The organism is Chryseobacterium daeguense DSM 19388 (assembly GCF_000430825.1).
GTDB lineage: Bacteria > Bacteroidota > Bacteroidia > Flavobacteriales > Weeksellaceae > Chryseobacterium > Chryseobacterium daeguense.
On sequence record NZ_AUMT01000016.1, the window covers coordinates 48,329 to 72,867 of the forward strand.

21 protein-coding genes are annotated in these 24,539 nt (G+C 35.6%); all 21 read right to left on the reverse strand.

Annotation, left to right across the window (positions count from 1 at the left end):
* Nucleotides 1-165 precede the first annotated feature (165 nt).
* Nucleotides 166-5,391, reverse strand: a complete 5,226-nt coding sequence (locus H560_RS21905) for an Eco57I restriction-modification methylase domain-containing protein (protein WP_081413998.1) — start codon at nt 5,389-5,391, stop codon at nt 166-168.
* The gene (locus H560_RS0117035) at nt 5,388-6,068 is read right to left on the reverse strand and encodes a hypothetical protein (RefSeq protein WP_027381104.1); all 681 of its coding nucleotides are present in this window, start codon (nt 6,066-6,068) and stop codon (nt 5,388-5,390) included. Before H560_RS0117035 ends, H560_RS21905 begins: the two co-directional genes overlap by 4 nt.
* Before the next feature lie 79 nt (nt 6,069-6,147).
* Nucleotides 6,148-8,130, reverse strand: a complete 1,983-nt coding sequence (locus tag H560_RS22555; RefSeq protein WP_051289369.1) for a hypothetical protein — start codon at nt 8,128-8,130, stop codon at nt 6,148-6,150.
* Nucleotides 8,131-8,146: 16 nt separating this feature from the next.
* Nucleotides 8,147-8,857 (reverse strand): hypothetical protein, encoded by a 711-nt coding sequence (locus H560_RS0117045; protein WP_027381105.1) that lies wholly within the window; start codon nt 8,855-8,857, stop codon nt 8,147-8,149.
* A complete protein-coding gene (locus H560_RS0117050) occupies nt 8,847-9,722 on the reverse strand; it encodes a M23 family metallopeptidase (RefSeq protein WP_027381106.1) in 876 nt (291 codons plus the stop codon). The genes H560_RS0117045 and H560_RS0117050 overlap by 11 nt, the downstream gene beginning before the upstream one ends.
* A 1-nt stretch (nt 9,723) precedes the next feature.
* Complete coding sequence (locus tag H560_RS0117055; RefSeq protein ID WP_027381107.1) at nt 9,724-11,715, reverse strand: type IV secretion system DNA-binding domain-containing protein; 1,992 nt, start codon at nt 11,713-11,715, stop codon at nt 9,724-9,726.
* On the reverse strand, nt 11,715-12,113 hold the full coding sequence (locus H560_RS0117060; RefSeq protein ID WP_027381108.1) for a hypothetical protein: 399 nt from the start codon (nt 12,111-12,113) through the stop codon (nt 11,715-11,717). Before H560_RS0117060 ends, H560_RS0117055 begins: the two co-directional genes overlap by 1 nt.
* Nucleotides 12,114-12,123: 10 nt before the next feature.
* The gene (locus tag H560_RS0117065) at nt 12,124-12,993 is read right to left on the reverse strand and encodes a DUF4138 domain-containing protein (protein WP_027381109.1); all 870 of its coding nucleotides are present in this window, start codon (nt 12,991-12,993) and stop codon (nt 12,124-12,126) included.
* A gap of 4 nt (nt 12,994-12,997) precedes the next feature.
* Nucleotides 12,998-14,206 carry a conjugative transposon protein TraM gene (traM, locus tag H560_RS0117070; RefSeq protein WP_027381110.1) on the reverse strand — a complete coding sequence of 403 codons (1,209 nt, stop codon included), beginning with the start codon at nt 14,204-14,206 and terminating at the stop codon, nt 12,998-13,000.
* Entirely contained in the window at nt 14,202-14,555 is a 354-nt protein-coding gene (locus H560_RS0117075) for a hypothetical protein (RefSeq protein WP_027381111.1), read from the reverse strand. The genes traM and H560_RS0117075 overlap by 5 nt, the downstream gene beginning before the upstream one ends.
* A 1-nt stretch (nt 14,556) precedes the next feature.
* Nucleotides 14,557-15,171: a conjugative transposon protein TraK gene (gene traK, locus H560_RS0117080; RefSeq protein WP_027381112.1), complete on the reverse strand. Its 615-nt coding sequence runs from the start codon at nt 15,169-15,171 to the stop codon at nt 14,557-14,559.
* Between the two features lie 23 nt (nt 15,172-15,194).
* A complete protein-coding gene (locus H560_RS0117085; protein ID WP_027381113.1) occupies nt 15,195-16,442 on the reverse strand; it encodes a membrane protein in 1,248 nt (415 codons plus the stop codon).
* A gap of 2 nt (nt 16,443-16,444) precedes the next feature.
* Entirely contained in the window at nt 16,445-17,275 is an 831-nt protein-coding gene (locus tag H560_RS0117090; protein WP_051289370.1) for a hypothetical protein, read from the reverse strand.
* 6 nt (nt 17,276-17,281) lie between these two features.
* Nucleotides 17,282-17,947, reverse strand: a complete 666-nt coding sequence (locus tag H560_RS0117095) for a hypothetical protein (protein ID WP_027381115.1) — start codon at nt 17,945-17,947, stop codon at nt 17,282-17,284.
* Nucleotide 17,948: 1 nt separating this feature from the next.
* Entirely contained in the window at nt 17,949-18,671 is a 723-nt protein-coding gene (locus H560_RS0117100) for a hypothetical protein (RefSeq protein ID WP_051289371.1), read from the reverse strand.
* An 11-nt stretch (nt 18,672-18,682) separates the two neighbouring features.
* Nucleotides 18,683-19,408, reverse strand: coding sequence for a hypothetical protein (locus tag H560_RS0117105; RefSeq protein ID WP_228372496.1), 726 nt, complete (start codon nt 19,406-19,408; stop codon nt 18,683-18,685).
* Nucleotides 19,395-22,469 carry a TraG family conjugative transposon ATPase gene (locus tag H560_RS0117110; protein ID WP_027381118.1) on the reverse strand — a complete coding sequence of 1,025 codons (3,075 nt, stop codon included), beginning with the start codon at nt 22,467-22,469 and terminating at the stop codon, nt 19,395-19,397. The genes H560_RS0117105 and H560_RS0117110 overlap by 14 nt, the downstream gene beginning before the upstream one ends.
* Nucleotides 22,441-22,755, reverse strand: coding sequence for a DUF4133 domain-containing protein (locus H560_RS0117115; RefSeq protein WP_027381119.1), 315 nt, complete (start codon nt 22,753-22,755; stop codon nt 22,441-22,443). Before H560_RS0117115 ends, H560_RS0117110 begins: the two co-directional genes overlap by 29 nt.
* A gap of 1 nt (nt 22,756) precedes the next feature.
* Nucleotides 22,757-23,077 carry a DUF4134 domain-containing protein gene (locus H560_RS0117120; RefSeq protein WP_371462110.1) on the reverse strand — a complete coding sequence of 107 codons (321 nt, stop codon included), beginning with the start codon at nt 23,075-23,077 and terminating at the stop codon, nt 22,757-22,759.
* Between the two features lie 135 nt (nt 23,078-23,212).
* Complete coding sequence (locus tag H560_RS0117125; RefSeq protein ID WP_027381121.1) at nt 23,213-23,806, reverse strand: hypothetical protein; 594 nt, start codon at nt 23,804-23,806, stop codon at nt 23,213-23,215.
* A 45-nt stretch (nt 23,807-23,851) separates the two neighbouring features.
* A complete protein-coding gene (locus H560_RS0117130; RefSeq protein ID WP_027381122.1) occupies nt 23,852-24,502 on the reverse strand; it encodes a ParA family protein in 651 nt (216 codons plus the stop codon).
* Nucleotides 24,503-24,539 lie beyond the last annotated feature (37 nt).

Genomic DNA, 24,539 nt, shown 5'->3' on the forward strand with positions numbered 1-24,539 from the left:
TGCATTATAAGCAGAATATCAAATCCGTATTGCCCTTTATACTCACTAATAAGCATCTATCTACTAATTATGTTTGTTATTAGCTAAATCCGTTGCATCATTATTGGATGTAGTATACTGTATTTTATGACAGTCTTGAGTTAGGTATAAATTAAAATATTTCATTTATCTTTTTCTGATTACAGCTGGTACATCTTTCAAATTTATTTCTTCAATTTGATTTAGTGATTTATCTAAAGAATTTTTAAATTCAACATCATTAATAGACTTTACTTTCAGAAAAGCATTATACAGAACACTATTTTCAATCGTCCTCTCTTTTACATAATCTTTATGCTCATTAATTTTCAACTGTTCCGCCTTTTCAATTTTATATTGAACTACTAGACTTTCTCTAACTGCTGGAAGTTCTTCCAGCTTCTTATCCAGTTCCGCAATCTTATCCTCAGTCATTTTGGTTTGAAATTCAATTTGAGTAACATCTATTCCTTTCTGAGCTAAATTTTCAATTACTTCTTGTACTTGAACTTTATGAAGGTCAATTGTTTTTTGATATGATGGTAATTGGGTTGCCCAATATTCAGCATTTGCATCGCCATTTTTCGAATAGCCTTCAATTCTATTATATGAATGCTCAGCTTTGGTAACTAACTCTTGAACTTTCAAAACATCTTCGTATTTTCTCAAGACAAAAGCACTATCTGCGAGATGCTTATTTTTCTCGCTTTCAATCCTTTTTTTCATTAATTCAATTTCAATATTGGCTCGGGTTTCGGGATTGGTAATGATGGAAGTTTTAAGCTCTTGAGTGCTAATATCAGATACGTCCAAAACATCGGCACCTTTTTTCATAGCTTCTAAATATCTTGCCTGTTTAGATTGTAGTTTTTGAAGCATAAAAACATCAATACTGTCATTGGTCAGCATAAAATTAATTCTCACATTTTCGTTTTTATTTCCCTGTCTCCACGCCCGTCCTTCCACCTGTCGCAAAGAAGTAAAATTATATGGCAACGTTAGCATATAAACATCTGTTGTATTTTCCTGAAGGTTCATTCCTTCCTGAATGGCTTCACTTCCAATAACTACTTTTATTTTTCCTTCATTAAAATCATTTTGAATAGAAATCCTTTGATTTTTATTGGTCGCTCCATTAATAATTCCGATTTCTTCGGGTTTGTAACCAATTTCTGTTATGAGATATTCTTTCAGTTTTGGAAATTGAGCAACAGCTAATTCAGAATAAATAATTTGTCCGGATTCGGGAAGATCTTTTTTGTTCTGCCTTATTAAATCCATCGTCTGTTTCAACTTCGGAGAATTTTCTATAAATTCTTTTACAGAAGGTTCTTCATCATCATAGTATGGTGATAGATACGGCGAAATCGCAATTAATCGGGCATTGAGAATATGCGTTAGAATTGCACCCTTTTCGGTTTCACTGAAATTTTCATTGAGCAAGTCATATTGATCTTTTGTCAGATCATTCTGCTCAATTTTATACTCTTTGTTGATTTTGTTGGGACGAATCAATTCAGGGTTATCCTCCTCTCCTTTTATATCGATAAATTCAGATAACAGTTGTTGAAACAGCGAATTGTTTTTAAATCTCCGAACATTGGCTTTAAACTTCACATCACCTTTTGCATCAATCTCCATATCATTATCCGCTTCCATAAAGGTCTCGAAGAATGTATTCACATTGAAATACCCCGATTCTTCTAATCTTTTATTTGCTATTAAAGAAAGAATGGAATAATACTCCAGGGGTTTGTTGGTAAAAGGCGTTGCGGAAAGCAAGGTTACATTTCTGCCATCATTTTTGTCTTGAATGTACTGAGCTGCCATCCAGGTATTGATTCCCAATTTGGAAGTCTGTTGGTTTTGACTTCTGAAATCGGAAGCAAATCTTCGGTCCTCAATTTTTACTTTTCCTACAATATGATTGGCATTGTGAACTTCGTCGAAGGTCAAATGGTCGAATCCAAAATCTTCCCAATCATAGATTTTACCACGCTTCATTTTTCCCTCAATCTCCTTTTCTTTCTGAAGTTCAATTTGGAGGTCTCTTTCCGTATTGGTAATGCCCTTCATTTCGTTTGCAGAGATGTAACTGAATTTTGAAGAAAGTTCTTCGGTAATTTCTGATGAAAATCCAATATTATTGAAACCCTCATAAGTAACAATGGTAATTTCTCCATCTTTATTATCAAATTTTGAAAGGTCATAATCTTTCCCCAAATTCCCTAAAACATTGACTTTACCATTGGGAATGGTTTCAAAAATGGTTTCCACCCATTGTTTCAGAATGCTGTCATTGGGAACTACGATGATTGGTCTTTTAGCATTTCCCCTCTCCATTGCTTCGTGCATCGAAAGGATTCCGGAAAGCGTTTTTCCAAAACCAACTTCGTGCGCTAAGAGCCCTACTCCTTTTGTGGTCTGTCTTCCGATTCCTGCTTTCTGAACTTCGGTCAATCGCAATTCCTGACCTCTGAAATGCAGATAGATTCTGGAAAATAATGGGAATTTAGAATAATCCGGAACGTATATATTATTGTAATTGCGGTTAAAGTCTTTTACAAAACGATTTCTAATATCATCGGAAAGTTCCTCCCGGACAAATTTGTAAAACAAATCATTCGCAGCAGCTTTTCGCCTTTCTCTGACTAACGCATTCCTCTCTTTATCGCTTCCTGTAACTGTTTCATTATCTACAAAACTTTTTACTTCCCAAGCTGAAGAACCCGCAAAGGCTTCACTTGACAAAGTGCCGAGAAAATCTTTGAATCTTTCGGCAAGATTGTAATCTACGATGACTGATTCGGTACGTTTTGTAACATGATTATATTGGTCTTTCTCTATTTGACCTAGCTCAAATTTGTGTACGAACTCGTGATTCGGACTGATATAAATCTCATCTAGCGATTTCGCTTTTGGTAGTACATTTTCTAATAATGCTTTTTGTTTTTCGTATTGACCGGCAGTGCCGGCGCCAATTTTATCATTAATTAAAAAATTGGAAGCCGAACTTCGGCAAAAATCCCGCTCCAGCTGTTCCAGTTTTGCGTAAATATTTCCTTCAGTATAATAAAAATCGTGAACCCAGTTTCCATCAATGAAGTTCGCAAACTGATGGTGCTTTCCACGATTATTTAATGTGCCGTCATAAGAGGTATCTCTGAATGCTTCAATTTGTTCTTTCGTAATATCAGAACTATTTTGCAAGGAAGTATTTACAATTTCATCCTGTTTTGAGAATTGATATTTTAAAACACCTTTCTTTATTTCCGGTTTTGTTTGAAGTTTATACTCGTTCTGATTTTTGGTATTGTAAATAGAAATAATCCTATCACTTTTTTCAATCAATTCTTTTAATTTTTCATCAGAAAACGATTTCGGCTTTGTGATTAGATCTTCGCGCAGTTTTTGATACTTGCTAATTTCAGTCGTAATTGTGGGAGATTTAAACTTGATGTCATTAAGTTTGGAAAGTACCTGGTCAATTTTTTCTTGAGTTTCTCTTACATTGAGTTCATTTTCATTTTGGTTTGTAATCCTCGTAGAATCTTCGATTTCTGCACTTCCTTTTTTGGGTACAGGAACTTTATTTTCAGCTTTAGGTTCTTCCTCTAAAAACAAATCTTCAAACAGATTTCCGATCCGCTGGGTTTCATTCCTATTTTTAAACTGTTCAATCTTAAATAAAGCTTCATCTAAATTACCGTGAATATATTTTTCTAATCGACCAAAACGGTTGGTTTTTTCTCGGGTTTCTCCCAAAATTCTTGTTGGATTATTTTCAAAATAATTAGAAATATCCGTCGAGATATTTTGAGTGTTTTTTCTTAGAATGATAATGTCGGTTCCGATTTGTGTTCCTGCAAAAGCGCCATTGGGTAAACGGAAACCTTCCAAAACACTAGCATTCTGCAAATTCTTTTGTCGGTTGAGCCAACCTGATGGAAGAACCATCGCCAAAACGCCGTTTGGTTTTAAAGAGTCAAGTGAACGTTTAACGAAATAATCTTCGTATTTTGAAATTTTAGGCTCTTCTCCCAACCCTTTGTAAAGTCCCCGATGTTCACCATAGGGCGGATTTCCAATTACCAAATCGTATTGCTGAGAAAAGTCCTTTTTATTTCCTTTTTCGTCAATGAATTCAGTTTCAAACGAACGAAGATTGATGTCAGATTCGGGATGCAGAATTTTAGCAATTTTTGCGGTGGTCTCGTTGATTTCAAAACCTGTAATTTTAGAATTTACAGATAATCCGTGAGTAGCATAGATGAAATTTCCAGTTCCAACACTTGGTTCTAAAACGGAAATCTCTTTTTGAGTTTTGAAATGGTCTTTAATTAAATTATGAACTGAATCAACAATTTTTTCCTGCGTATAATATTCGTCTAAAATCCCTCTCCCTTCTTTTGCCGTCCCGCCACTTTGGAATTGGCTGCAAATTTCTATTAAGTCATAAGTGATGTTAAGATTTTCCTTCAGATTAATTTTGTGATTGTCGGAAACAAAACAAGCTGCAGAAACTACTTCTGCAACTTGATCATTATTCAGTTTTTGCCCTTTATATTTTGAAATAAGAGCATCTAACTCTACATTATTTGTTGACTCCTCACTTATCTCGGAAAGTCCTCCATCAGGTCTTCTTCTATCGGATACAGTTCTCCCGGGTACGATTCCGCCCACGGAACGTCCTTGAGTCTCTCCAACATTATTCTGTTGTGAGTCGTCATAGGATCCTCTTCCTCGGTCTCGGTTTCCCAAATTGCTCCGCTCTGCGCTTGCAAGTCCATTTCCAGCATTGTTGCTGCCCACTGCTTGTCCGCTTCCGTAACTTCCGTTTTGCTCGGATTGGATCTTAGGGCTAGGTTCTCCAGGGTTTTGTTCAGGTGTTCCGTTTCCCACTTGCTGAGAATCGGATGTTCTTCCGGATTCAATTGCATTGCTTTCATTTTCAGAAATTTTTGGTTCAACTAAATTAGTATTTTTATCTTGAAGCTTGAGTTTATTCTGTAGATATTCGGTCAGGTCTTGATTCCCATTTTCAGAAATTTCATACAAAGGACGAACGTCTTTGATATTTTTGCCATTAAATTCTGTAAGAATTTTCCTGGTTATTGCATTTCCCGTTCTATCCCCGGTAAGACAAAGAAACATTTTACCATCATAATTCTGGTATCTATTGAGGAACTTTTTGCTATTTGAACCTGAATTAAGGGTAATCAATGTTCTATTATTGACTTGCTTGTTCAATTGAAGAAGCTCCAAGAATGAAAGCGTATCCTTACTGTTTGTGAAAACAATAAGTTCCTTTTTATTTCCTTCAACTACAGAAATGTCATCATTTATCTCATTAAAAAAATCTTCATCTTTCACTTTTTTCTGTTTTTTATGAAGTGGTTAAATTCAAAAATTTCTTTGGTTTCACTGTCCCAGTTTTTTCTTGATATTAATTGAAGAGTCACGAATATGTCCGTCTTTTTATTGTAAGAATCAATCCTTTCGAGCCTTCCGTGGTAGTCCTTTTCCGCGTGTTTGTAAATAGAGTACGGTAAAATAGTATCCGTGGGATAAATGTAAAACCGGGTATACATCCAAGGTGAGTTGATTTCAAATCGTTTGTATTTTTTCTTAAACAAAACCGTATCACTCAGATTTTTTCTGTTTCTGTAATTGGGGATTTTTTCCTGAGAAAACAATGTTCCTCCTTTTTTCTTTTCAACAGGAAGAGGCTTTTGTTTCTTTATGATGTCTGACAGAATAATTTTGCCGGGATTTTCATTTTCAATGGTATAGCACAATGAATCTTTAATGAAATAAATCTGTTGGGTTATTTCGGGAGCATCAGCATCCGGAATCCTTTCTATAATGGAATCTCCCGAATAATTAAGGCTTGACAAATGAAAGCTTTGGATGTTGTCCAGATTTTTGGAAACATCAAAATAGACATTGGAGACAACATCGATTCCTCCTTTTTCGGATTTGATTTCTTTGTGGCAGGAAGTGCTTACAAAAAGAAAAAACAAGCTGGGTAGTATTAAAAGTTTTTTCATAGATATAGGGTTTAAAAAAGCGGCAGCCTAATTAATTTGACTTACCGCTGGGAAATAAATGATTGGTTGTACGTTTTATCTATCGTTTAATACTTTGTTCTTTCACGTTATTTTTTTCGTGCCTGTTGTCTTGTTCCAAACCTTCTAAAGGCTTGTTGGTGTTGATTCTGTTCATATCGGAATCATACAGATTCAGATTTTTGTATTGCGGATTCAGCACCGCTTTGCCTTCTACCACTTTATCGTCCAATTCAAATTTTACCTTGACGATATTTCCTTTTTCCAAAGATTTTATGGTACTTTCCTTCCATTCCGGCTTATCGAAGATCAGTTTGGATTTTTCTACGATCTGAGCCGTATCAACACCATAATTTTTGTAGAAATTCTGGAAATTATAATTTCCTTTTTCAGTTTTGGGTTCGTTAAAATTGAGCTTGGCAAATGCAGGTTCTATTTTTTCGGTTTTCGGATTGTGAAATTCTATTTTAACTGTCCGCCCTTCTAACAAGTTTATTGCTTCTTTAGCTGTAAATGTATTTACCCTGTTAACCGGAAAATTATGGGAGATAACGTCGCCATTTTCTTTAGTGAGTTTAGCATTATAAAAATTCATAAAGACACTTCCATTTTCTATCTTATTGAATTTTAATGTGAATTCCATTTCATTTCCAGGCATCGTTTTGTCGGAAGTGGTTTTAATTTCGAACTCTTTTTCGGGAGCATTAATCCCATTTTCTAAATCTTTGTGCAGTTGTTCTCCTTCTCCGAAACCAAGATATTTTAATTGAAATTTCGGATACTGAGATGGTTCATATTCGTTCTGTGTTTCCATAATGTTTGGGTTTTGATTGTTAAATTTTATATCATTCATTGTTAATATTCTGTGTCTTGAAAAAACATTTTCATCCAGATAATTTTTTAGAATTTCACCGTTATCCAATAATTCGTAGGATTCCCCATATAGCTGTTTTTCCAATAGGCCGAAAGCCAATTCGTATTTGTCATTTTTTGACAGCGTATGACCATCAATAACATTTGGGATTGTGTCCATTTGTGCCTTTGTAAGAGAATAATCTCCATCTGTTGTTCCGAATTCCATTTTTTCTGAATAAGCTTTTCTTTGGTTCGCTGTGATCTGCAAGTTCCCCAGTATGAATTCGTTTTCTTTCATAAAGATCCTGTAATTGAGAATATCATTTTTTTCCTCTTCGGAAAGTTTCGGATAAAGATTATTTTGCACTGCTTTTGCTTTTAAGTCGCTTTCGACATAGCTTTTGAATTCGTTCAAACTTTTTGGAGCGTCATAAAAATCTCTCATACCTGTCCATTCTCGCCGACCGTACGGTAATGTATATTCCTGAGTTTGCATATCATAGCTGTAATACCTATGACCGCTTGGACTCTTCAGCGAACCACTTCCATCCTCGTAATCGTTCCAGGTCCAGCCGTCCGGAAGGTCAGATGCAGGGGTTAAATTTTCTTCAAAACCTTCATCTGAAAAAAAGTCTGCATTTTCTTCCAGATCAGTCATTTCAATTTCATGAACCCCTTCTGATGATAACTTTGCAGCTTCAACTTCATAATTTCGATAATGATGAGCTTGCTTTTCATCAATTTGTGTATAGGCCAATCCGGAACTTAAATCAGTTTTTTTCTCCAATTCCTGAGCCCAGAGATCAGAGAGAAATTTCTGCTTTATTGACTCGCTACTTATAGAGATTTCAGTAGACGCCCTGTTATTTTGCAAAATCAAATGTTTATTGGCTAGTTGCTGCTTTTCAATAAATCTGACTAATTCAGCAGTATTGTTAAATGTATCCCTAATAACGAGATCGGGATTTGAATGAAAAATTGTTTTCAATGTAAAATTTGAACCTATGATAACTTCTCTTCCCTTAGATTGGTGAATGGACATAAACTTTTTCTCTTTATCAGTAAACAGCCTCTCCCCGTCCCGAAAAAACTGTTCAGGTGAAGTGTTTTCGATTTCCTTCACAAAATTTTTATAAGACTTCGTTCTGGGAACTATATTCTTATCAAACCAGGTTAGATTCTCTTCCATTTTTCAAGTTCTTAATTTATCTTCTGAATCCTCTCGATTTTTGAATTTCCTCGTCCTGCTCCTGGCTTTCCTCTTCTCTCATTCGATTGGCATCCTGATAAACATCGGGGTCATTCACATTCAGTTGTACGTTTGATTTTTCCTGTTTTTGAGAGTGATTTTGCTTTTCAGAGATTCCAGCAACCGTATTGAATTCCTTGGACACAATATTCAAATCATTCGTAATTTCTTTTGCCATTTCTGGGAACTGAACAATTTTATCTTGCAGAAAAGATTTAAGTTTTAGAAGTTCTGCTTTGTAACGGTTAAGTTCTTCTGTGTTTTTTTTATCTGCAATAATTGCGGTCAATTCTATTGCATTTTTAATAAAATCAAACTCAACTATTTTGTTGGTTTCTTTATCGAAAATGAAAGCTTTTTTCTCAATGGAAAATCCAGCTTCTTTTTGATTTGATATGTCTTGAATTTCGCTGTATTCAATTTTGTTTTTACTGTTTACAAGAATTTCAGAAATACTTTTGTCTCTTTCTAGAAAGATAACTTTCAATTGAGTATTATTATCCGTAAGCTGAAAAGTTGCCCTGTTTTTGTCGTTGTCCGCCACAATGGTGTATCCCTTCAGAAATTTCTGAATATCATCTGCATTTAGTTTTTTAGAGAATGACAGATCTTCATTGATAATTCCGTATTTTTTTAGTTCGTCTGTTGGTAAAGTATTAGTGTTCATAATGGTTTGCTATTAAATTGTTTACTTTAATAAGGTCATTTAAAAAATGAGAAGGGTTGATGCTTTGTCCGAATTCTTTTACCGAAAAATGCAGATGTGGACCTGTGGAGTTTCCGGTATTCCCGCTTTTTCCAATGATAAAGCCGGCTTTTACTCTTTCTCCTATTTGATAATATATTTCTGAGAGATGCAGGTAAGATGTTTCAAAACGGTTAAAATGTTTTACCTTGATGTAATTCCCTCCACCTTTAGAATCCCATCCGGCTGAAGTAACGATTCCATCCATTACAGAATAGACATTTTCATAGCTGGCTTTTAAATCAATCCCATTGTGCATTTTTTTTGTTCCGAAAATAGGATGAGTTCTTGTCCCATAAGAAGATGTAATGGTGATCTTGTTTTTAAGAGGCATTACAATTTTTGGAAAATATGCTGCCGGTTCTTCAACCAAATCATACGTGCTGAAAAAGCTTTGTTTTTTTGATGTTTGCTTTGTTTCTTCTAATTTATTCTGTGTTAGCAACATCAAAGAATCTTTCAGTTTTTGAAACTCATTTCTTTGTACTTCTTTTACACTGCTATACTCTTTCATCAACATTTTCAAAGAATCGATTTGACTCGTTAGCCATTTCGTCGAACCTTTGGTTTCATTTTTTAAATCTGATTTAGTGGTGATATTTAAAACTTGCTTCCAAGATTTCTTAGCCTTCTTTCGTTGTACCGTTTCTTCGATATTAGATTTTTCTGATACATTCGGATTTTCAGATTTCTTTTGTATTGTTGCTGTAATCGTATTGAATTGCGCAAATGATAAGTAACTGCAGGACAATGCCATCAAAGTAAATATGTATTTTAGTTTTTTCATTTTATGCAGCTTTTATATTTTCATTTACAATGAGTTCCACTTCTTTATTGATTTTTCTAAAATTGGTCATCAACACTTCTTCTTTTCGGTTAACTCCTTTTTTATCCACAAAGGAGTAATATGAGGGCATTTTCACATAGTTTTTTTCTTCTTCTTGAATGGTTTTCTTATCCAAATTAATTTTACCGCTGACTGCAGAGGTTTTGTACTCCTCAGCATCATTTTCTACTCCCTGTGCGATCATTCCTACCATTTCTCCGGTTTTCAAGGCTGCTATTTTACCTGCCGGAATCATATTATCCATCTTTTCATTGATACTGGTGGTTGTTCCTTGCTGAGAAATGGATTGTGAGTATGATTTTTGCTTAATTTTTCCGAAAAGTTTTTCCAACCAATCCAATGTATTTTTGTCTCTGGCAGATCCGGAAAGAATATTTCCGACAATGGCAGAAATTGTATCAGCAACTTCTTTTTTGTAGAACTGTCTGAGCTGCGGAATTTCCTGAAGTCCAAGCATTACAGCGACTTTATTGCTTCTTGCAGTTGCTACGATGTTATCAATTTTATGAATGTAAATCGTCGGAAATTCGTCTGCGATAATTCCTCCCGGCAAATTGTGTTTGGAATTGATCAATCTTAAAGTCCTGTTTAATACCGAAGAATACAATGCAGAATTAATATCCTGTGTTCCCGGGTCTGATGCCAGAATAATAATAGAAGGATTATCTCTGTCGGTTATCTTCAATTCCACTTCATCTCCTGAAAACACCCAAAAACTTTCTTTAGTTGCCAATCTTGAAAGGAAAATTTTGAGTGTTCCGATTTGTCCTTCCAATTGGTCAAATGCTTTGTTGTCATAGGCCGTCTTGAAAGGTGACAGCAAAGAGAAAATTTCTTCATTGGTAAAAAGCGTGTCGAAAATTTCTTTATAGCTTCTATTCATAAAGGAAAGAATATGAGGCAAATCAGAATATTTTCCATTTTCGAATGTTGCAAAAAAATAAATGCAGGACGAAAGGAAATTTATCGCAGATTGGGTAAAGAAAGCTTCAGAACCACCTCCAGAACTGGAACCTCCTTTTTGCAAAGATGAAACCATTGATTCTGCCATTTCCTGGGCTTCTGCTAAAGTTTGGATGTACTTCTTATGAAATGGATTGACTCGTTTTGATTTTTCAACCTCGTTCAGATTAATGACGTGGAAATTGTAACCGTAGTCTGCTTCCTTACTTTTTTTCAACAAATAATGGTAGTATGCAATCTGTGCTAGATCAGGAAATTTAAAATCGTAGATGCAGAGACAGAAACCTTTGGCGATCATTTGTCTTATGGCAGGATTGATGACACCAAACGACTTTCCAGAACCTGGTGTTCCGATGACCATCGTTCCTCTAAAAGGATCAATATTAATATACCCTTCATAAGTCTTATTGTTATATCTGAAGATATAAGGAATGTTAATCGAAGTATCAGTGTTCACCAATTCTCTATTTTGATCGAAGGATTCTTCTTCAACATTCCATCGGTCTTTTCCCATTTTCTGCTGCACCAGTTTTGAAATACTGTCTGCACCCATTTGAAGTATAACTGCTCCTAAAAAAGAAAGAACTGCATAGATTACCTGATAGAGATTGAATCCGGGAAACACTCTTGGAAGTTTTTCATTTCCTGCTTCATTCTGCCAAACCAGTGAAGAAAAAATCATCAGCAATCCCAAAATCATAGGAGCAATAATCTCTTTACTAATATTAAGGTCTTTCTTTTTCTTGGCTTTTGTTCCGACAGCCACTAATCCAATCAGAATCAATGTTGCAAATTTGGCATTGATAGGTGGGTAAATAAAACTCAGCTTTGAAAAATTCTTCAACAAGTTTGATACTACCGGAACATTGCCATTAAGGTAGAAAAGCGAAGCACAATCGAGTGCTACGACTGCGTACACCGTTTTTTGTAAAAAGCCATAGATCTTTATTTGGTGTTGTTGCTCTTGCATTAAGAATAATTTTCGAAATATTGATTCAGTAATTTGTGTTCATCTAGTAAACTATCGTGTAGCTTCTGTTGCCGTTCCTGCAAATTTTTATGATGTTCCTGTATTTTAACAAGTTTGGCATTCAACAGATTCAATCGATTAATTAATTCATTTCCTCTTTTTTCGACGTTCTTAATAATGTATGAGCAGCTTGCATCTTCAATATTTTTCAACACATTATCTTTAAACTCACTGAAATGTTTTTCCAATTTTTGGTATTCCAATTTATAGATTTCAAGTTCCCTTTCTAGTTTTCTATTTTTTCGTTTTTCAAAAATTATATCTAAAACCACTAATACAATCACTGTAAATAATAGAACGATATAAAGATTTTTCACATTGTCAATTAAGTATTCCATAATAAAAAAATTAAAAGGTATCGGCTTTAAGAATTTCAGAATAGTTAACTTTCATTTCGATGGTGCGTCCAGAGAGTTGTTCTTCAATTAATCTTATCATCATTACTTTAGAGTTCGGGTAGGTGAATTTTTTGAAAACATAAATGTTTCTGAAATTCTTTCTGAAATGTTTTTGAGGATTGAGTTGTAAAATTGGGGTAAGACCTACACTTTGGTTATTAGTTGCTTTATGGATTTTTTTATCTTCTAAGGAGAATTTCAAATCCTCAATGTCATAGCTCAGATTAGAATTGTTTTTGATGGTCATATCTAAAAAAATATAGTCGCTTATTACATAGACATTATTGAGCTGAAAGCTTAGTTTGAGATTTTTTTCTTCCCTTATCGGATTTTTCTCAGATTTTTTCTGAATAATGTCCATTGCGAATTTTCTTAATTCAAGATCTGAAAAAACCATTTTTTCAAACTCAATGGGTTGCATCGCTTCGGGTTGAATATGGATATTGGTAATTGTGTTTAGGTTGTCCTGATTTCTGTAAACAACTTTGTACTGAGCGATGAAAGATTGAGCAACGACGGTTATCACTCCGATTTTATCTCCATTAAAAAGAACCGATGGTATTTTGATTTTTCCCTTCTCGTCAGAATCAGGATGGTCTGTGATTTTTATCCTGGCAATATTTGTGGCTGGTAAATCTCCAGTCAGTTTTTCTGTTGAAAGATCCACATACTGAATGGGCTCAGGCGAAATAATATGCAGATTGATCCCTTCGGTAATTTCAATTTCCGGTAAGTCGGAAATAATCTGTTCCTTGGTTGCTGTTTGAGCTGTGAAAAATTGAGCTGCGAAAATTAAAAGGGTGTATAATAAAGTTCTCATTGATTTATTTTTTTTGTTGGTTTTGTGATTCTTTCAGTTGTTTTTCGTCGATTAAAAAGACATAAGAATTGTACTTCAATTTTGCCTTGTTCTCTTTGATCAGGTTGGCAATTGATTTGGATGTTGATGTAAACAGGCTGGATCCAATGCTTGAGAAGAATCCTTTTCCGCCCATATCCATCTGAGTTCCTTGTACGGAGTTACTTCCCATTTCCCTCATCATATCTCTGAAAACACTTTGTGGAACGTATAATCCCTTCATTCCATCAATATCATAAATGGACAGGTTGACTGGGTAGATTTCTCCTTTCGTAAAAACCGACACAATATTCAGATTTACTCTTTGCATGGAAAATCCTGAGATTTGACCATATAAAATGGAACCTTTGCTTATTTTTTTGTTTCCGACAAAGATGTCTTCCAGCAACCGGAATCTGATCCTGCTTCCCAGAAAACCTTTGTTATTTTCGTCAATGACCGCTTTGATAAAGCTGTTTTCTTTCTCCTTATAGAAAGCATTGAAACCACTGTTGATTCCGGATTTGCTCACCTTGAAAGTTGAATTAAGAAAATCTTCCATTTTCTCTTTGTTGGACTTCAGTTTTTGTTCTGCTGCGAGTTTACTTTGGTACTCAGGATCACGGGATTTTTCTAAAGAATCCATCACGAGCATTTGTTCTTTCAGATATTTTACAGGGTCTGGTTGGACACTTTGTGTCTTTTCTTTAGGTGTATCAGCGTATTTTTCTTCCTGGTTTCCGTAAGATTTGTCATTCAGCATTTTGATGATTTCCGAAGACCTGTTGTAATCTTTATCTTCCCTTTGCTGTTGATTTGGCTTGTAATATGAGGATTGCTTTCCTTTTGCCTCATATTGATTTTGTCTGCCATTGACTGCTTTTAATGAATCTATTTTTCTCTTTTGAGCTAAAGACAATTGGTCATCATAGTTCAATAAACTATCTTCTTCCTTATCCAATCCACCAAGCATTGTTCTGTTATCCTCTTTTTTGAAAAACGCATCATAAGCATCATTTTTTGTCATAATAGAATCCTGAGTGTCGCCCAATGAAAGAGATAATTCTTTTGGCTTGTCTTTTTCAGACGTGTCCTCTTTGACAAACTGCGCTCCTACGTAAGCAAAAAGAAAAAGAAACGGTAGAGCCAATAGTGGCAAAACATATTTTTTTTCTTTAAAATTGATTTTTTTAATGTCCATTTTTTAATTTTTGGTATTGGTTAAACAGATAGTCAATTCGTAAGCTGTCTTCTTTTTTCAGTTCGTTTTGGTCTCTTTTCACTTTTAAAGTTTTAAGTTCAGTCACAATTTTCTCCATTTCTTTCTCATTGTTTACGCTCAGATTTTGAGTAGTTTTATTTTTAGAGTATAAAACCGGAGGTTTGATTTTGAACGTACTGTCGGAAGGGAAAAAGACACCTTGAATGATAGACCCAATAAATGAAACCGACAGTAGAATCATTGAATAGGTGAAGAATTTCTTTGGATTTTGAACTGCCCATTGCAGCCACTTCTGACCCTTTTGTTTTAATGTCGTATTCATTTTAGTAAGAGTTTTTGTTTTGATTGGATAGTTCTTCGTTATTGATGATTCGCCAGTTTTTAAGAATCACACCGTGAGGATTATTGGGACTTCTAATGATGTCTTCAAAGAATCCTTCGGTGATGAGCTTCCTGGTGATGACAGAAGATTTTCGTGTGATCATCTGTTTCCCAAAAAAAGAAAATTTCTTCTTTTCCATATTGAGTGCAATTGAATCGGTATGGATACTTACCATTGAACTAGAGGCGATGATCTGATTGTAAAATCCTTTTTCCTTTAAGTTGGTATATTCTTTTTTTCCGCTGTCATCAATGAGATATAATGACTTTTGAATATTATCTTTGATATAGGTGTCATCAGGAGCGAGTGTGAAAAACAATCGGTGGAATAATTCAATTTGAGCTTTATATTCAACAGGTCGGTTAAGCAAAACATCAGTCTGCTTGGCAAGTACCGGAACGCCATTGTCTAAAATGTAAATTGATTTTCTGGAATCCTCGATCATTCTGTATGCAAAAAAAAATCCCGCAATAACAATGAAAACAGCAAAAGCAATGGCAGATAATGAAACGACCTTGTTGATCTTAATTCTTTGTTCTATATTTTTGATAAGCATTTTGTTTTGGTATTTTTTAAAGGTTATTTTCCGTTTTTCATCGCTCCCTGAGCTCTTCCCGATGCAGAACCTGCTGCTGCATTTTTTGCTGTAGCTGCTGCTACTGAAGCGCCTCCTGTTTTGGCTGCCAATATTGCTGTTTTTGCACTGCTTGCCATTTTTCCTGCAGCATTTTTCATTTTGGTCATCGTCCCCGCTCCTCCGGCTGAAACAATACTGTCTGCAATGGTTGGGGTCATTAAAACCCCGATTCCTGTAACAACATAAGCAACACAGGTGAACAGCTGATTATAGATCATTCCTGAATTTGAAACATAAACCATCAAAGCATCAAGGTTGGTGATTGTTCCGTTGGATAAAAGTGTATCATACCTTTCAATCTCCATTGTATAGCCTGAAGCAATTAATTGCTGACCAATATTGATTATGGTGTAGGCAACAAAAGTGTAAAGGTTAATATTGATGAACTTGGACACCCAGCTATATAAAGAGCTTTCAAATCCAGGGACAAGAGCCATCCCCACGGCTATCGGCCCTAAAATAATCAGGATGTAAGCCCATATTTTTTGAATGAAGAAAATGAGATAAACACAAACCCGAAGAATGGAAAGGCAAAAAAATTCAATAAGTTCTGCAACTAATTTCTGCATTTGGAATTCCATTCTTATCTGCCATTCTTTGATGGGCTGAATGAGTTTATCTAATCCCTCGCTGATGTCAAACCAGGAATCATCTGCATCTTCGGTAGTGTTCTCAATGACTTCCTGCTTCGCATCTTCTTCCGCTTTCAGTTTTATAACAGCATCGAGCAATTGCTGTTGCTTTTTAAATCTCTCGACCCGCAAATCATTGACTTCAGACTCTATCTCACTGAAAATTGAGATTCCTGGTTCTGCAATGGCTTCAAATGGCGCTTGAATCATATTGACAAATCCGCTCCAATAAACAAGTGTAAATCCGATAAGAATTGGTTTCAGCATTGGGGTGATTTCCCATTCTCTATCTCCTGCTGCCATTTGCCAACCCATATATCCGAGGTACATAAGAGCGCCTAATCCGCCTATCGCTTTTCCTACCAAAGCAGATCCTGCTGCGCTATCTTGTACACTATTATCTAATTTGGTAAAAACCTCCATAAACCATTTTTCAAAGGCGCCATCTCCTTTTAAAAATTGGAGTAGATTACTGTAATCGCCGTCTGTTTGGGCGAAACCCATGACAGGCAGTAGAATTGCGAATACGCAAAAAGTTACGGTTATCGTTTTATTCATTTTTAATATCGGTGTTTATATTGGCTCATCACATTGTGAACGATCTGCTGGTCTGAAGCAGGTATCCATCCCGGTGGTAAGGCATAATTTGAATGGTTTTTCAAAATATTTTTATAATCTGTAAGAAGTGTTGTCTTATTATTGTGCTTCCTTAATTCCGTTACAAATTTTCTCCATTTGATAAGGGTTTCGTGGTACATAATGAATCGTTTTCCCCTTGGCATATCCATACTTCTCGACATTGAATATTTTTCTTTGATGAGATCCAATTCTTCCTGAAGTCTTCTTATGGTGCCTGTTGAGCTGAGTGTTTCAAACGTTTGTTGGTATTTCAGTCGCCATTCTTGAAAATTTTGAGGTGTATCGGGGAATTCGGTAATTGGTTTTAGCATTCGTTTGTAATACAATAACCATAGAGGGTCTGCATCGACAGTAGCGGAAGTCCAATGGGCAAAATCCTGAATACTTCTTTTATGAATAGTGTCTGAAGCTGCTTTTATATTTTTTGCCTCTTCCTCCTGAAATTTTAATTGAGCGAATCTTTGATTTTGCACTCCGGTAGGTTTTAATGGTCGAATGTCTTCGCCATCTTTATAATCCCTGTTAATTTTCGGAGCCCACATTCCCCAAACCGTGGCGTAGGCAAAATTGGTTTGAATGCCTAAAAAATATTTTGGGTAAGGTCTCCAATCTCCCCAATCTTGAAAGACCATTCTTTTATGCTGGGCAACAATGGAAGGGTCATTCAATCTCTTTACACTCAATTGTGCAAACACAGTGGCTGCAAAAAAGAGCAACTGAAATAGACTGATTTTTTTTAGTAGATTTTCCATAATTTTTTAATTAAAGAGGTACTGGTATTTAGTGATGATGTCGCCAACAATGGCTTTGTCTATATTGATGTAATTGCGGAGAACCGGAACCTGATACAGATAAGGGATTTTCTTGGCATTCTCTAATCGCAGATTGATGTACAGAATATTTCCGTTGATATTTCTGACACGGGTAAATATCTTTTCAATAAGCATTTCCCTATCCATAGCATCCATCAGAAAATCTTTATCTTCATTGAGAATATCCTGGGTAACTTCCTGCTGAAGTTTGATCGTTTGCTTGCCTATCTCAACATAATATTTTGATACCAAGACGGCGTATTCAGGATGTTGTGCCGATAAATCCAGCATTTTGTTGGAGTTCGTCACTATTTTACCCAAATATTGATAGAGGTAAATGAGTTTTTTACTCTGGGTCAGGGCTGAATTCACATTTTTCAGTTGTTGATAGATGTATTCCTGAATGGCTATGATCTGCGTTATCTTATTATTGACATCGTCATACAGTTCTTTTTGCTTTTCATACGAATCCAAAAAAGTCTGTTCACTTCCCAATCGAACGCCGTGATTTACGGTGATCTGTGATAAAAGTTTGTCATTGATAACTATCTGCTGGCTTTTTACGGATGCAACAGTGAAGAATAAAACTCCGGAAAAAAATAGTTTTTTCATTTTAGAAAGATTTGATGTTATCCATGATGCTTTCAACTACTTGCTTATCCCTATTGACATAATATTGAAAGGCTCTTTTGTTACGTTTTACTTTGGCTTTAATATCTCTTATCTTGAGCAGCATATGCGTAGAATTCCTGCTTATTGCCTTTAGTTCCCCTAAAGCATAGTCCAATAATACTTTACGTTCTGATTTTTCCATTTGGTTGATGGCTCCGTAAGACAAAATGATCCCTGTTACTAACCTTGTTACCATTTGCAGATCATCAACAAATTGAACCTGGGAAGGCAATACCGCAATAATTGAATAAGGAGCATCACTTATTTCATTGATAATAGCAGTCTGATTGTTTGTTATTTTGGTTATTTCCCTGCTCATTGCTATTCCTGTCGGTACAGCTTGAATGGCAAATGAAATAATCCGCAATCTGTCCTGAACTTTGGTAATCTTTTCCTTGAATTGGTTCCATTGGGTTCTATTAGCTGTTTCTACGGTAGCATTGGCAATTTGTTTTTGTCGCATTTCTTTTTGCCTGTCGTGTTCTTTCATCGTGGCATTGATTTCTATATCCATCATCGGAAATGATACATTTTCCTGTTGCCAAGCCGGTGTAGAGCCACCACCGGAGGATGTCAATACGAAATAAACTACAGGAATAAGCAAACTGACAACAATTTTCTTTTTGACTCCGCATAGTCGGCAAATCTCATTTTTCGATTTCATAATAGAAAAATTTAAAAATTCCGTTTGTACCTGTTCATTATGTTTTCAACAATAGCTTTGTCTGTATTGATGTAGCCTGCAAATGGATTAATGGAATTCCAGAATCCCAATCGATTGGCTTTTTCCAGTCGTAGTTTTATCGCCAAAAGCCATAGTTTCAGATTTTTGACATTACCTGAAATATTATGAAGAATTTTGTAGCGGTCTCCTGCTGTTGCAAGATTCAGCTCTCCGGAAGCGAGAATATCAGAAACATCTGTAACAATCTTTAGACTTTGCTCATACGTTTTTTGTGAAGCTTTCACCCCAAAAATGGCATACTCAGGATGTTCTGATGCTAGTTGTATCACTTGTGATGAATAATTGTAGCATTTATTAAGTTCAGAGTAGATTTCCTGTGCCTGAATTCCATTTTGTAAAGTGCCGGAAACCTCTTTTAAACCCTTCAGAATTTTATTCTGAATGTCATTAGCTGCCACCATCTGAGTCCCCACCCAGGTCTGTGCGTCCTTTAATTTTGAAGTTTCATCAATGACTTCGTTCTGTTTGGCTTTTAGATTTTCAGAATAAAGAATCATTGCCGCTGTTACCGTAGGGTCGATGTAAGTGTTTTGAGCGAATCCCATTGTCTCCCAGAAGGAGAAAATTAGTAGAAAAACCTTCAATATAATATGGTTCGCCAGAGATGAAACGTGACGAAATCCTCTTGGTAAATTTATAGGTCTAAACGTTTTCATAAGCGTAATTTTGTTTACTGATTAATTCTGAAAAACTGATATTGCGGTCTTCTAATTCCTGTGTGATAGTCTTGAAGACATTCTTCCCTTTGTGTTCCTTTTTCATCATTCTGTAGAAAGAATTGATTTTATCATCCAATGGATTTTGATATAAGTTCACCAGTGACACTAAGTTTTCCAGACTGTCTCCGAAGGTTTTGAGATCACCAACTATTTTGCGCAATGCTTCATCATAGTCGCCATATTGACATACATAATATTCAACTGCCGATTTTTCCGGTTTTTCTGTAGTGTAGGTGAGATATTGCTCCAATGAAACCTCATTTCCATAGACCTCTCCTTTTGAACCTCTTTTTAAGTAAAATTCTTTGAATCGGCTTCTTCCGAATTTGTTGTTGAGATTGTTGATGGTAAAAATCTTGTTTTGCTCTACTTTATTGAGCGATAGCAATGAAGCGATTTTATCAAAGTTGTCTTTGAACTTCGTCTGGTCAAGCAATATAAAAGTGTCCGAATTATTGATGATGGAATCTTTAACCACTGCATTTCCAATAATGTCATCCAGTTCCTGCGTTACCACCACCGCTTCTCCCCAAAATTTCCTCACCGTTTTATATAAATAAAGAATGTATCCACCCATCAATTTACTAGCAATGGCCTTCCACGCTTCTTCGATTATTAAGGCTTTTCTGCGGTCTTTTCTGAGTCTCATTTTCTGAATAAAAGTGTCCATAATAATGAGCGTTACTATCGGAAACAATTTCGGATTATCCTTAACATTATCAATTTCAAAAACAATAAAAGATTCGTCAAAAAGCGTATTATCGGCACTTTCATTTAAAGTGGTTCCGTACCTTCCGCCTTTGTAAAAATCTTTCAGTACAAATAAAAAGGTGCGGAGATTGAATTCCTTTTCTATGATATTGTGTTTCTTATTATTCAGGTAAATAGGAAGAAATTGATCGCAATAATCATAAAACCCATTGAACGAAAGTTCTTTTACAACCAGCTTTTCTTCCAGTTCTTTTATTTTTCTGATAATGGCTTTTCTAAAGGATTCATTCCATTCTTCAGCTGATCTGGGTTGCCTGATGATATCATTCGACCTGATTAAAATCAACTGCGTTTCATTGTATATTTTCCTTCTTTCTTCATCGTTCAGCGTGTCATACGCTTCATAAACCTTGTAGAAATTTTCGCTTTCATATTCCGGGTTATTAATGTTCTTGTCGGGATGATAAAATTTCAATAATTTTCTTCCCGCTTCCTTTATTTCATCGGAACTGGCATCGAAAGTAATTCCCAAAATGTCATAGTAAGTATACTGTCCTTTGGCTTCGTTTTCATATTCAGAAAAAAGATCATCTTCGTGAATGTTGTATTTACCCAGATAGAGAATGAGTTCTTCAGAAGTTTTATTTTCATACCACTCTGTTCCTGAGTTGAAGTATTGATGGTAATAAGACATCAAAACATTATCTAAAATGGATTTTTGAGCCGATGACATTGCAGCATCGGGACCTTGCCAGATCAGGAAGATCAGGTTGGTCAAAAATTCTATTTTTTCGATATTAAATTCTTTTTGATCCATCAGAAAAGGATTCATAGTAATCGGTTTTTCTTCTGTGTATTGGATGTATCTTCCTCCTTTGTATTTACAAGTTCCTGAATAAGAATCTCCAGTGTCAACAATAACTACGTCATAGTTATACGTGAGATATTGCTCTATAATATTGTTCATCAAAAATGACTTTCCGGAACCTGATGGTCCTAATACAAATTTATTTCTGTTATTAATTCTTCCTGTTTTCATCGGTAAATCCGAAGGATCAACTTTCAGCGGAACACCTTGTCTATCGGTAAATCGTAAATAGAAATTGGATTCTTCATTCACGGGGTAACTTTCTTTAAAAAAAAAACACAAGGCCGCTTCGCTTGTCGTCATAAATAGATCGTATTCCCTAAGTTCTGTTCCATTGCCAGGAATGGCTGATCGCCAGAGTTCGAGTTGGTTGTAGGCATTTTTAGAAACAATAATTCCTTTCGTGAATAATTTGTTTTCAATCATCGACTGAATATTTTCCATTTTCTCCAGTGTTTCTGCGGAAAATAAGATTGAAAAATGAGCATTGACAACGAGCTGTCCGTCAATCGCTATATTATGAAGCAGGGTCTGAATTTCATCTGCTATAATCGCGTTGGACGGAGAATTGTTAGCTGCTCCTTCGTGTTTTTTCTTCTTTTTATCAAGCTCCCTTTGTTGTTGTGCCTGAAGCGGAATGGTAATGATCTGATTGTAGACAATGGTCTCATAATCTTCCAGTTCATTAATAAAACTAAAATTATCAACCGCCGTTTCAGCTGCCGCACCGTTTCCTCCGAGAAAAGAGTAAGGCTCAATTTCTGAAGGCAGATCAATATTTTCTACATCCACGTAAGAAATATTCTTCACGAATCGGTTCCCAATCTGTAAAAATTCGTTGGTGCTTTTGATATTATCAAATGTTGGAGATTCGGAAAACTGCATCGACAAAACTCCGGAAATGTAGTATTCGAAATCTTTCTCAAATAGAAACTCAGGTTCACAATTGTTCTGCTTCAAAAGCATCAATACTTTTTGGCACTTATCCCTTAATTCTTTGTAGCTTTTATCCGAAAAATGATAATGCTTCATTTTCTTTTTCAGCTTATCATCGATGATATCTGTAAAGAAAAGAACCGTTTCAATGGTTTTGAAAAGCCTGCCGTCAAAATGTTCCGAATATTTTTGTTGTAGAAATTGGTTTGATTGTTCAGCGGTGTATCTTTTTTTAGAAAAAATATCGAGCTTCTGAACAATTCTTCCTTCTCCAATGATCGACACCACCTGATTTAACACCGTGTGGAAATTGAGATAGCTGTCAGGATCTGCCGAATATTGTTCGACAATATTTTTTACCTTAATCCCAATAATAGGGTTTCCGTATTGTCCGAAAAGAACATCAAAATCCCAATTGAAATCTTTTCCATAATCGTATCCAATAAATGGGATGCTAAAGGCTTGTTTTTTTGCTGTTGCCATTCTTAAGAAGTTTATTATTATGTAATCTTTTTGGAAAAATTAAAATCTGATCGAAGTTTTTGGTTTTATCATACAAACCATACTTATCCTGTCTTTTGAAAATGAAGTAAACACCTCCCGCAGTGACTGCAAGACCAAGCAGAGAGCCTAATAGACCGAACTTTGAGAGTACCAATGCTGAAATCACCCCGCCTCCGATAACGCCGACTGCATAAATGATGTACTTCCCTTTGAGCCCGAAGAATACAAGGGGTTTTTTCAACCCCTTGTAAAGATAGAATCCCATACTAGGCAAAGAATGCTGTTACAAATTCCGGAACTACAATCAAGAAGATCATCGCTCCTCCATAACCAAGGATCTCTTTGTTGACATCCTGGTCACCATTCGTCCATTTGTTATACACACGAAGACCTCCGATGAAACCGACCAATCCACCCACTGCTTTCAAGATCAGCTTTACGGGATCCCAATAATCTGTAATATCACTTGCTGCGTTGGAGATAGCGGTTGCTCCTCCTTGTGCAAATGCTGGGGTTATTGCCATAATTGCCAAGGCTAGGGTTAGAACTTTTTTTGTTGTCACGTTTTTTGTGAAAAAATTTTTCATCATAATTCAAAAAATTTATAAAGGGTTAATAATCAATTGAGTGTTAAATTTTGGGCATAGAAGTCCCGGACAACGGATGGAAATCCGCTGTTAATTCTAATAATCAGTGCGTTAGATTTTGTTTAAGTTGGCTAACTACATCGTGGATTGATAAACTTTGTATCCATCGTAGTTCGCCACCATTTGAACCAAGGTTTCAGAAAGATTAAGCATCGCCTTCCAATCTTTTATTCTGGAAGTTTCCTGGTCTGCACTAACCGTGATTGGGTTTTCGCTAATCACTTCGTTAGGTTTCTCGTTTTCAATTTCGTCTGGTATTTTTTCTTTCTGGTCAAAATACGCATCGCTTAATTCAGCTTTTTGAGGGTAAGGTTGGTTTTCAATTTCCGTGGAATCCTTTTTTGATGGATTGTCGAATTCATCCAAATCTTGTTCAGATTCAAATAGTTCCCTCAAATGCTCCAGATCTTGTCTTTCTTCATTTCCTTCAGTGATATCAGAATGGACTGGATTTTTATTAAAGGATTTGGGAGTGTTGAGATTTTCTACATCTTCAATCCCTATAGTTGCAGTAAGATCTTCGTACTGCTCGGAAATTTCGGACAACGAAAATTCCTCCGTCTCTTCTTTATAGATTTCTTTTTCTTTTTTTAGAAACAGATCGTATAAGATATTTCCGGCGTAATACGTCAGATAAACAGCTAAGATGCAAAGCGAGATTTTTATCATTTTTACTGAAGTTATAGAGATTAATACTTAGGTATATTTTTTATTTCAAAGGGTGATCTTCAATGTTTGATTAATATATTCTATCAATTCATCGAAAGATTTTCTTACCCCGTATTTTTGTTCGTAGGTCAGCTTTCTGGTATCAATCTTTTGCAGGACATTTTTTTTGAATACAGGATTTTCTAGCAGCAATCCGAATTTTTTCAGCTCAATGTCCATTCCTTCCTGATTCAGATACTTGTAGCCCTTATCATATTTGGAGCGGATAAATACTCTTTCTGCCTCACTTTCCAATAGTCCCAGCATATTGATAAAGACCAATGTGGACTTGACAGAAACATCTGAATACTCAAATGGAATCACGATAAAATCACTGTAAATGAGCAGATCGCTGTATTTTGCATCGAGTGTCCCTGCCAAGTCAAAAAGGTTGATCTCATCGCTATCTTTTAAATTAATGAGGGTCTCAAAGTCTGAAAATGGCTGTTGGTCTTCATCGCCAATAATTTCCACTTCATATAATTTCGGACTTTCCGATAATTCATCATCTTTCCATTTGTAGTAAAATGATTTCTGATAATCAAAATCAAAAACATTGATTTTCCTTTCCGAAATTGCCGAAATGTAATTGGCAAAAGCGATGGCTAATGTCGTTTTTCCGGTTCCTCCTTTTTGTGTGGCAAATGTGATGATCATTGGGTCTAGTTTTTTGTTTTTAGTTGAATGTTGTTGG